10 protein-coding genes are annotated in these 9,733 nt (G+C 74.2%); 8 read left to right on the forward strand and 2 right to left on the reverse strand.

Annotated elements, in window-relative coordinates; genetic code table 11:
* Positions 1-405, reverse strand: a 405-nt coding sequence (locus tag NH602_RS23550) for a helix-turn-helix transcriptional regulator (RefSeq protein WP_374210254.1), incomplete at its 3' end; no start/stop codon positions are given.
* A 174-nt stretch (positions 406-579) separates the two neighbouring features.
* On the opposite strand from NH602_RS23550, the gene NH602_RS23555 reads away from it, so the two are divergent.
* The 5 genes from NH602_RS23555 (at position 580) to glsA (NH602_RS23575) (ending at position 4,863) form a co-directional block, all read left to right on the forward strand.
* Positions 580-819 (forward strand): hypothetical protein, encoded by a 240-nt coding sequence (locus tag NH602_RS23555; RefSeq protein WP_073574845.1) that lies wholly within the window; start codon positions 580-582, stop codon positions 817-819.
* A gap of 64 nt (positions 820-883) precedes the next feature.
* Positions 884-1,933, forward strand: coding sequence for a glutaminase A (glsA, locus tag NH602_RS23560; protein ID WP_073574844.1), 1,050 nt, complete (start codon positions 884-886; stop codon positions 1,931-1,933).
* Positions 1,934-1,997: 64 nt separating this feature from the next.
* Complete coding sequence (locus NH602_RS23565; RefSeq protein ID WP_218899173.1) at positions 1,998-3,086, forward strand: sugar-transfer associated ATP-grasp domain-containing protein; 1,089 nt, start codon at positions 1,998-2,000, stop codon at positions 3,084-3,086.
* 91 nt (positions 3,087-3,177) lie between these two features.
* On the forward strand, positions 3,178-3,816 hold the full coding sequence (locus NH602_RS23570) for a DUF6226 family protein (protein ID WP_253068926.1): 639 nt from the start codon (positions 3,178-3,180) through the stop codon (positions 3,814-3,816).
* 51 nt (positions 3,817-3,867) lie between these two features.
* Positions 3,868-4,863: a glutaminase A gene (gene glsA, locus NH602_RS23575; RefSeq protein ID WP_179759843.1), complete on the forward strand. Its 996-nt coding sequence runs from the start codon at positions 3,868-3,870 to the stop codon at positions 4,861-4,863.
* Positions 4,864-4,905: 42 nt separating this feature from the next.
* Here glsA (NH602_RS23575) and pafA read toward each other — a convergent pair whose 3' ends face one another.
* Positions 4,906-6,267 (reverse strand): Pup--protein ligase, encoded by a 1,362-nt coding sequence (gene pafA, locus NH602_RS23580; protein WP_073574841.1) that lies wholly within the window; start codon positions 6,265-6,267, stop codon positions 4,906-4,908.
* A 42-nt stretch (positions 6,268-6,309) separates the two neighbouring features.
* On the opposite strand from pafA, the gene NH602_RS23585 reads away from it, so the two are divergent.
* The 3 genes from NH602_RS23585 to NH602_RS23595 form a co-directional block, all read left to right on the forward strand.
* The gene (locus NH602_RS23585; protein WP_253068927.1) at positions 6,310-7,887 is read left to right on the forward strand and encodes a phosphatase PAP2 family protein; all 1,578 of its coding nucleotides are present in this window, start codon (positions 6,310-6,312) and stop codon (positions 7,885-7,887) included.
* 5 nt (positions 7,888-7,892) lie between these two features.
* Positions 7,893-9,440 (forward strand): amidohydrolase, encoded by a 1,548-nt coding sequence (locus NH602_RS23590; protein WP_253068928.1) that lies wholly within the window; start codon positions 7,893-7,895, stop codon positions 9,438-9,440.
* Positions 9,433-9,733: methyltransferase (locus NH602_RS23595; RefSeq protein ID WP_374210255.1), on the forward strand; the 301-nt coding region annotated here is incomplete at its 3' end. The genes NH602_RS23590 and NH602_RS23595, both read left to right, overlap by 8 nt.

A 9,733-nucleotide genomic window follows, 5' to 3' on the forward strand; every position in this document is an offset into this window, starting at 1 on the left:
CGCCGCGGCCGGGGTCTCGGCGACCTCGACGCCCGCGGCGCGCAGCTTCACCAGCGCCCCGTGCGCGGCGCCGGCCAGCTCCGGGGAGTCCCACAGGTTCCCGGCCAGCGCGACGACGGTCGCCTCGTCCGGGTCGAGGTGGATCTCGCCGAGCTCGTAGTCGGCCCGGGCGATCCGGTAGCCCTCGACGGTGTCGAACACCGAGTTGTGGCCGGTCTCCAGGGGCACGCCCAGCTCGCGCAGCTCGGCCTTGTCCCGCTCGAACATCCGGAAGAACGCCTCGTCGCCGGCGCCGTCGGCGTAGCCGGGGACGATCGACCGGATCCGCTCCGCGGACAGGTACTGGCGCGTCGACATCAGGCAGAGCACCAGGTTGACCAGTCGCTCGGCGCGGGCGGAGGACACGACGGGCATCGTAGCCAGGCCGGACGGGACGGATCGGGCGCCCCGGGCCGCGGGCACCCGGGACCGCGCCGGGGTGTCTCATCCTGCGACAGGGTCGTTGACGGCGACGCGCGTACGGAAAAGGCTCGACCCCGGGTGCGGCGCCGCGGCCGCACCGGCACGTGGAGGTGGCGCATGTCCGGTGAGCAGGAGACATTCAACCCGTGGACCGTGGTGAACCTGGTGTTCCACCACCTGGCCGACCAGGGTCTGCACCCGGTGCTCGGGGAGACCGGGGACCCGGCCGCGGCCGCGACCGGGCTGCTGCGGTCGATGGGGATCGCCCCGGCGCCGGAGAAGGCGGGCCCGGCCGACCCGGAGGTACAGGACGAGCTGGCCGAGCTGCGCCGCCGGATCATGCCCGGGATCGAGTGATCCGGCACCGGTGATCTAGTTTGCGCTCCGCACCGGACGGACCGGTCCGCGAGGAGGGGCGCCGATGGAGCAGCAGGCCGAGCGCGCGATCGTGCAGCGGCAGCTCGAGGAGCTGCACCGGGCGGTCGGGAGCCCCGGCGGGGTGCCCGACGGGCGGGTCGTCGCGTACTACCCGCCGTCGATGGCCGGGCAGGCGCAGCTGTTCGGGCTGGCCGCCACCGACATCGAGGGCACCCAGTGGGAGGTCGGCGACGCCGGGGTCCGCTTCCCGTTGCACTCGATCTCCAAGGTGTTCACCTACGGCCTGGCGCTGGAGGACAACGGCCGCGAGGAGGTCCTGCTGCGGGTCGGGGTCGAGCCCTCCGGCGACCCGTTCAACTCGATCAGCTTCGACGAGGTCAACCACCGCCCGTTCAACCCGATGATCAACGCGGGGGCGCTGGTCGCGGTGAACCTGGTGCACGGCGCCACCAAGGAGGAGAAGGTCGAGCGGCTGCTGACCCGGCTGCGGATCTACGCGGGCAACCCCGACCTGGCCGTCGACGAGGACATCCTCGCCGAGCAACTGGTCTCCAACGACCGCAACGTCGCGCTGTCCTACCTGATGCGCAGCCTGGGGATGCTGCACGGCAACATCGAGGACAACCTGTACGTCTACCTGGCGGCCTGCTCGGTGACCGTCACCGCCGCGGAGCTGTCGACGATGGCGGCGACCCTGGCCCGGGGCGGGGCGAACCCGTTCACCGGGGTGCCTGCGCTGCCGCGAAGCTACACCCGTGACGTGCTCAGCGTGATGAGCATGTGCGGCATGTACGACGCCGCCGGGCAGTGGGCCTACGAGGTCGGCATCCCGGCCAAGTCGAGCGTGTCCGGGGCGATTCTGGCGGCGATCCCGGACGCGATCGGGGTCGGCGTCTACTCCCCCGGGCTGGACCGGCACGGCAACTCGGTGCGCGGGATCGCGGTGTGCCGGGAGCTGTCCGACCGGTTCGGGCTGCACGTGTTCGCCGACCCGTCGGAGTCGCGGCTGGGCCGGATCGTGCGCCCGGGCCGGCGGGAGGAGGCGACCGAGATGTACCCCTCCGGCGACGGCTGGCTGCCCGACGGGCTCTAACGATCCGGCGCGGCGGACGAGTCCTCTGCGGGACATCGTCGTCGACACCGGGAGCAGGGCACGCATGGCCACGTTGGACGTCGTCGCGGACCGGGCGCTGCGCCGGGCCGGGGCCTTCCGGTTCCACCGCCGCCACCGCGGGGAGGCTGCGGCGCTCCTCGCCGCGATCGAGGCCGAGCGCGGTCCGTCCGCCCCGGCGACGGCCCGGGCGTGCGACGCCTGGGCCGGCGACGTGCTGGGCTGGCGCGGCTACGCCCCCTGGCTGCGGGTCTACGCCGCGGTGGCCGGGGAGTTCCGGGAGGGCTGGATCCCCGACAACTACTACGGCCGGGTCGTGCTCCCCGCGGTGCAGGGGCCCTACGGCGAGGTCTCGAAGCTCAAGCCGCTGTCGCGGCGGCTGCTGCAGTCCGACCTGTTCGCCGACGTCGCCTACTGGGTCAACGGCGGCCTCTACGACCGCGACCTGCGCCACCTCGACCACGCCGGGCTCGCGTCGGTGCTGTTCGCCGGCTCCGACCGGGCGGTGTTCAAGTCCGACGACTCGATCCAGGGCGCCGGGGTACGGGTGCTGCACCGGTCGGGGTTCGACCCCGACCAGCTCGGCGGGCTGCCGTCGGGGGTGTTCCAGAGCTGGGTCGACCAGCACCCGCTGCTCGCGGGGTTCACCCCGGGCTCGGTGGCGACGATGCGGGTCACCACCGTCGTGACCGACGACGGCGTCGCCTCGGTCCGGGCCGCCTACCTCCGGTTCGGGCGCGCCGCCGACACCCACGTGCGCTCCGACAGCCACGTGCGCGTCGCCGTGGACACCACGACCGGCCGGCTCGCCGACCACGGCCTGACCCCGCGCTGGACGCGCGTCGACGCCCACCCCGACTCCGGCGCGGGGTTCACGGGGACCACCGTGCCGGGCTTCGACGGGTGCGTCGCCGCGGTGCTGCAGCTGCACCGGGGGATGCCGTTCGCGCGCTGCGTCGGGTGGGACCTGACCGTCGACGCCGACGAGCGGCCCGTCGTACTGGAGTGGAACGCCGGGCACAACGACATCAAGTTCTCCGAGGCCACCCAGGGTCCCTGCTTCGCGGACATGGGCTGGGAGCGGCTGTGGCGACCCGCGGCCCGGATCCCGGCCCCGCGGCGGCCCGGGCCGTAGGTCCGGTGACCGGACGCCCCCGTGGCGTCGCCGAGCCGGGCCCGGGGATTCCGGGTGCGCCCGGCCCGCGGGGTCCGGCACCCTGCCGGGCATGGACACCTACCGGCGACCGGACGTGCCGGCCGCCGTGTTCCACGACGCCACCGGCACGGTCGTCCCGCACGGGAGCCGCTGGGGTCCGGACGGCCCGCCGGAGGACAGCTACTCGGTGGTGACCCACTCCGAGCGGTTCCGGCCGCTGCACACCGTCGCCGACGCCGTCGTCGCGCACCTGGCCGCCCGTTACGACGTCGATGTCGAGCACGAGGACGCCCCCGCCCGGGACGAGCCGGGCGCGGTCCGGGCGACGACGCTGCGCCCGCGCGACCCGGACGCGGCCACGGTGACGCTGGTGTGGACGGATTTCCCGGGCGTCGTCGTCCGGGCCGGGCACCTGCTGTCCGCGCACCTGCCGCCGTGCGGGTGCGACGCCTGCGACGACACCTGGTCGCAGGTCGCCGACGAGCTCGAGCACACCGTCGCGGCGGTCGTCGCCGGGACGTTCCGGGAGTGGTGCACCCGTCGCGACGGCGTCACGTGGGTCGGGCACGCGCTCGGACCGCACCGCGGCAGGTCGTCGTCCGGGGAGACCGTCGCCGACGCCACGTCCGACGGCCGTGGGGCGACCGTGTGCGCCGGCCCGGGTGACGCTCCGGTCGTGTGGGCGACCTGGCCGCTGCGCCACACCTGAGCCGCGCGCTCGCTACGGTGCGACCGGACACCCCCGACGAAAGGGACACCGATGGTCGCGCAGGCCGAACGCGAACTGGTCCAGCAGCAGTTCGAGGACCTCCGCAGCACCTGCACCGCCGGCAGCGGGATCCTGCTGCCCGGCGAGGAGGTCGTCAGCTACTACCCGCCCGAGATGGAGGCCCGGGCCGAGGAGTTCGGCCTGGCCGGTACGAACGTCGACGGCACGCAGTGGCAGGTCGGCGACTGCGACGTCCGCTTCCCGCTGCACTCGATCTCGAAGGTCTTCACCTACGGGCTCGCGCTGGAGGACAACGGCCTGGCCGAGACGCTGCGCCGGGTCGGGGTCGAGCCGTCGGGGGACCCGTTCAACTCCATCTCCTTCGACGAGACGCACCACCGCCCGTTCAACCCGATGATCAACGCGGGGGCGCTGGTCGCGGCGAACATGGTCAAGGGGGCCACCAAGGAGGAGCGCGCCGAGCGGCTCCTGGAGCGCAACCGGGTCTACACCGGCAACCCGTCGCTGGAGATCGACCGCGCGGTCCTCGACGAGCAGCTGGTCTCCAACGACCGCAACCTCGGGCTCAGCTACCTCATGCGGAGCCTGGGCATGCTGCACGGCGACATCGACGACACTCTCTACGTCTACCTCGCCGCCTGCTCGATCACGGTCACCGCACCGGAGCTGTCGACGATGGGCGCCACGCTGGCCCACGGCGGGGTCAACCCGCTGACCGGGGAACGGGCGCTGCCCCGCGAGCACCTGCGCACGGTGATCAGTGTGATGAGCATGTGCGGGATGTACGACGCCGCAGGCGAGTGGGCGCACGACGTCGGCATCCCGGCCAAGAGCGGGGTGTCCGGCGGGATCATGGGGGTGCTGCCGAGCTGGTTCGGGCTGGGGGTGTACTCCCCCGGCCTGGACCGGCACGGGAACTCGGTGCGCGGCGTCGCGGTCTGCCGGGAGCTGTCGTCACGGTTCGGGCTGCACGTGTTCGCCGATCCGGAGGAATCGCGGTTCGGTCGGATCGCCCAGCCCGACTGAGCCGTACCCCGGGGTGGGTGTCCACCCACCCCGGAGCCGCGGTCAGAGCGAGGCGATCAGGCGGTCCACCCGCTCGTCGACGGCACGGAACGGGTCCTTGCACAGCACGGTGCGCTGGGCCTGGTCGTTCAGCTTCAGGTGCACCCAGTCGACGGTGAAGTCCCGCCCGGCGGCCTGCGCGGCGGCGATGAAGTCCCCGCGCAGCTTCGCCCGGGTCGTCTGCGGCGGGGTGTCCTTGGCGGCCTCGATCTCGCCGTCGTCGGTGACCCGGTCGACCAGCGCCTTGCGCTGCAGCATGTCGAACAGGCCGCGACCACGGCGGACGTCGTGGTAGGCCAGGTCCAGCTGGGCGACGCGGGCGCTGGACAGCTCCAGGTCGTGCTTGGCCCGGTAGCGCTCCACCAGCCGGTGCTTGATCGCCCAGTCGATCTCCCGGTCGATCTTCGACAGGTCCTGGGACTCGACGGCGTCGAGGGTGCGGCCCCACAGCTCGACGACGCGCGCCATCGCCGGGTCCGGGTGCCCGGTCGCCTCCAGGTACTCCACGGCGCGGGCGTGGTACTCGCGCTGGATGTCCAGCGCGGAGGCCTCCCGGCCGCCGGCCATCCGCACCGGGCGGCGCCCGGTGAGGTCGTGGCTGATCTCGCGGATCGCGCGGATCGGGTTGTCCAGGGTGAAGTCCCGGAACTGGACGCCGGCCTCGATCATCTCCAGCACCAGGGTGGCCGACCCGACCTTGAGCAGGGTCGTCACCTCGGACATGTTCGAGTCGCCGACGATCACGTGCAGCCGCCGGTAGCGCTCGGCGTCGGCGTGCGGCTCGTCGCGGGTGTTGATGATCGGCCGGGACCGGGTCGTCGCCGAGGAGACGCCCTCCCAGATGTGCTCGGCCCGCTGGGACAGGCAGTACACGGCGCCGCGCGGGGTCTGCAGAACCTTCCCGGCACCGCAGATGAGCTGGCGGGTGACCAGGAACGGCAGGAGCACGTCGGCGATCCGGGAGAACTCGCCCTGCCGCGCGACGAGGTAGTTCTCGTGGCAGCCGTAGGAGTTCCCCGCGGAGTCGGTGTTGTTCTTGAACAGGTAGATGTCCCCGCCGATGCCCTCGTCGACCAGGCGCCGCTCGGCGTCGACGAGCAGGTCCTCGAGGATCCGTTCACCGGCCTTGTCGTGCGACACGAGCTGGGTCAGCGAGTCGCACTCCGCGGTGGCGTACTCGGGGTGCGACCCGACGTCGAGGTAGAGACGGGCACCGTTGCGGAGGAAGACGTTGGAGGACCGGCCCCACGACACCACCCGGCGGAAGAGGTAGCGCGCCACCTCGTCCGGGGACAGTCGGCGCTGCCCGTGGAAGGTGCACGTGACACCGAACTCCGTCTCGACCCCGAAGATCCGACGCTGCATGCCGTTCAGGGTAGGCGCCCGACCCCCTCTACTGTCACGACTGTGAGTGGATGGTTCGAACGCGTCGCCCGCAGGTCCCGTCGTCTGGACCGCGGGGTGGACTCGGTCTCCCGGGCCGACCGGGCGGTGACCGACTACATCGCGAGCCGTCCGCCGAGCCGGGTGGACACCTCGCTGCGCCGGCTCACCCGCACCGCCGACCACAGCGTGCTGTGGTTCACCATCGCGGCGCTGATGGCGGTGCGCCGCGGCGCCGGGCGCAAGGCGGCGATGCGCGGGGTCGCCTCCATCGCGCTGACCAGCCTCACCGCGAACGCGCTGCTCAAGCCGTTGCTGCCGCGCCGGCGGCCGGCCGCGGCGGAGCTGCCCGTCTACCGGACGGTGGCCGACCCGCCGTCGTCGTCGTCGTTCCCGTCGGGGCACGCCGCCTCGGCCGCGGCGTTCGCGACCGCGGTGGTGATGGAGAACCGCCGGGCCGCACCGGTCGTGGTGCCGCTGGCGGCGCTGGTGGGCTGGTCGCGGGTGCACGTGGGCGTGCACTGGACCTCCGACGTGCTCGTCGGGGCGGCGATCGGCACCGGCGTGGCGAAACTGACGAACCGCTGGTGGCCGGTGCGTCCCAGCGACGAGGCCCGGGCCCGCCCGATCGACTCCGTCCCGGTCCTGCCGCAGGGCGAGGGCCTGGTCATCGTCTCGAACCCGTTCTCCGGGCCGCCCGACCAGGACGTGTCCGAGGAGGTCCGCGAGCGGCTGCCCGCCGCGCACCACCTCGTCGTCGGTGACGGGGTGAAGGTCGAGGACATGCTGACCGACGCCCTGGACCGGCTCGGCTCCTGGGTGCAGGCGGTCGGCGTCGCGGGCGGGGACGGCACCGTCGCCACCGCCGCCGCGGTCGCGGACCGGCACGGCCTGCCGCTGGTCGTCGTGCCCGGCGGGACCCTGAACCACTTCGCCCGCGACGTCGGTGTCTACGACACCCAGGAGGCCGTCGACGCCACCCAGGCCGGCGAGGCCGTCGCGGTCGACCTGGCCCTGGTCGAGGCCCATCCGGGCCGCCTGGACGACCCCGAGGACGTCTCGGTCACCCGCACCCGCTACTTCATCAACACCGCCTCGATCGGCTCCTACCCGGAGCTGGTGCGGCTGCGCGAGCAGTGGCAGCCGCGCTACGGCAAGTGGCCGGCGTTCGCCGCGGCACTGATCACGGTGCTGCAGCGCTCGGAGAAGATCTCGGTCCGGCTCGGGGACCGCTGGTACAAGGTCTGGTTCCTGTTCGTGGGCAACGGCCCGTACCACCCGCGCGGCGCGGTGCCCGCCTGGCGTCCGACGCTGGACTCGGGCCTGCTCGACGTCCGCTGGCTGCGCGCCGACGTGCGGTTCTCCCGGCTGCGGGTCGTCCTCGCGCTGATCCTGGGGGCCCTGGGGCACAGCCGGGTCTACCACCAGCGGGAGGTGCCCAGCCTCGACGTCGAGCTGCTGGAGCCGAGCATGCTGGCCACCGACGGCGAGGTCGTCGAGGAGGCTGGGCGCTACACCTTCCGAGTCGCCGAGAAGCCGATCCCGGTCTACCGCCGCGACGAGGACCGCTGGACCGGGCGGGACCGCCCGTTCCAGGGATGAGCGGCGTGCCGACGGGCACCGTGGCGACGGGCACCGTGGCGACGGACACCGTGCTGCTGCGGTCGGTGCGGCCGCTGCGGCCCGGCTGCGACGGCCTGGGCGACCCCGTCGACGTGCTCCTGGCCGGGGGCCGGGTGCGCGCCGTGGGCGCCGGGCTCGACCCGGGCGGCGCCGAGGTCGTCGGGTGCGACGGGCGGGCGCTGCTCCCCGGACTGTGGGACCACCACGTGCACATGGCGCAGTGGGCGCTGGCCCGCCGCAGGCTCGACGTGTCCGGCGCCCGCTCGGCCGCCGACGCCGTGGCACTCGTCGCGGCCCGGATGGCGACCGCACCGCCCGCCGCCGGTGAGGTGCTGGTCGGGTTCGGGTTCCGCGACGCGCTGTGGCCCGACGAGGCGCACCGTTCGCTGCTCGACCCGGTCACCGGTGACACCCCGGTCGTGCTGGTGTCCGGGGACCTGCACCAGGGGTGGCTCAACGGCGCCGCGCTGGCCCGCTTCGGGCACGGCGGGCACCCGACCGGCCGGATCCGGGAGTCGGAGTTCTTCGCCGTCGTCTCCCCCGCGCTCCAGGACGCACCGACCGAGGTCCTCGACGGGTTCGTCGCCGACGCCGTCGCCGCGGCGTCGGCGCGCGGGGTGGTCGGCGTCGTCGACTTCGAGGCGCCGTGGTCGCTGCCGGACTGGCGGCGCCGGATCGCCGGCGGCACGACCGGGCTGCGGGTCGAGGCGTCGGTGTGGCCCGACCGCCTCGACGACGCCCTGGCCACCGGGCTGCGCAGCGGCGACGTCGTCGAGGGCACCGGGGGCCTGCTCACCGCGGGCCCGCTGAAGGTGATCACCGACGGGTCGCTCAACACCCGCACCGCCTACTGCTACGACCCCTACCCCGCGCCGCCGGAGAATCCCCTCGAGCACCCGTGCGGGCTGCTGCTGGTCCCGCCGGCACAGCTGCGGCCGCTGCTGGCCCGGGCGCACGCGGCCGGCCTCACCGCGGCCCTGCACGCCATCGGCGACCACGCCAACACCCTGGTCCTCGACGCGTTCGCCGGGACCGGCGCCCGCGGGCGGGTCGAGCACGCCCAGCTGCTCACCGCCGACGACGTGCCCCGCTTCGCCGGGCTCGGCCTGGTCGCGAGCGTGCAGCCCGAGCACGCCCTCGACGACCGCGACGTCGCCGACCGGCTCTGGGCGGGCCGCACCGGCCGGGCGTTCGCGTTCGCGACGCTGCACCGTGCCGGGGCCCGCCTCGCGCTCGGCTCCGACGCCCCGGTGGCGCCGCTGGACCCGTGGATCGCGCTCGCCGCGGCCGTGCACCGCACCGCCGACGACCGGGACCGCTGGCACCCCGAGCAGGAGATCGACCGGGCGACCGCGCTGGGTGCGTCGTTCGGGGTGGTCGACGGCTCGGCCGCCGCGGTCGTCGTGGGCGCGCCCGCCGACCTCGTGCTGACCGACGCCGACCCGACCTCCTGCGACCCGGCGACGCTGCGGGCCATGCCGGTCGCGGCGACGCTCGTCGGCGGCCGGTTCACCCACCGCGCCGGTGTCTGACCCGGGGGTGCACGAGCGGGTCGGGCTCCCGGGCGGGCCGCTGGACCTGCTGCGTCCCGCCGACCCGGAGGCCGTCGCGTTCGACCCGGTCGCCGTCGGCGAGGGTGTGGAGGAGCTGCACCCGCCGCACTGGGCGCGGCTGTGGCCGTCCGGGCGGGCGCTGGCGACGGCGCTGGACGACGCCGGTCCCGACCTGCTGGCCGGACGCTCGGTGCTGGAGCTGGGCTGCGGGCTGGGTCTGCCGTCGCTGGTGGCCGCCCGGGCCGGGGCGCACCCGGTACTGGCGACCGACC

Origin of the sequence: Pseudonocardia sp. McavD-2-B, from assembly GCF_024124365.1 — a bacterium.
In the GTDB taxonomy this organism is placed as follows: Bacteria; Actinomycetota; Actinomycetes; order Mycobacteriales; family Pseudonocardiaceae; genus Pseudonocardia; species Pseudonocardia alni.

Bases quoted from the DNA above. Each gene is read 5' to 3' on its own strand.
- NH602_RS23555 (WP_073574845.1), top strand. From the start codon at position 580: ATGTCCGGTGAGCAGGAGACATTCAACCCGTGGACCGTGGTGAACCTG.
- glsA (WP_073574844.1), top strand. From the start codon at position 884: ATGGAGCAGCAGGCCGAGCGCGCGATCGTGCAGCGGCAGCTCGAGGAG.
- NH602_RS23565 (WP_218899173.1), top strand. From the start codon at position 1,998: ATGGCCACGTTGGACGTCGTCGCGGACCGGGCGCTGCGCCGGGCCGGG.
- NH602_RS23570 (WP_253068926.1), top strand. From the start codon at position 3,178: ATGGACACCTACCGGCGACCGGACGTGCCGGCCGCCGTGTTCCACGAC.
- glsA (WP_179759843.1), top strand. From the start codon at position 3,868: ATGGTCGCGCAGGCCGAACGCGAACTGGTCCAGCAGCAGTTCGAGGAC.
- pafA (WP_073574841.1), bottom strand. From the start codon at position 6,267: ATGCAGCGTCGGATCTTCGGGGTCGAGACGGAGTTCGGTGTCACGTGC.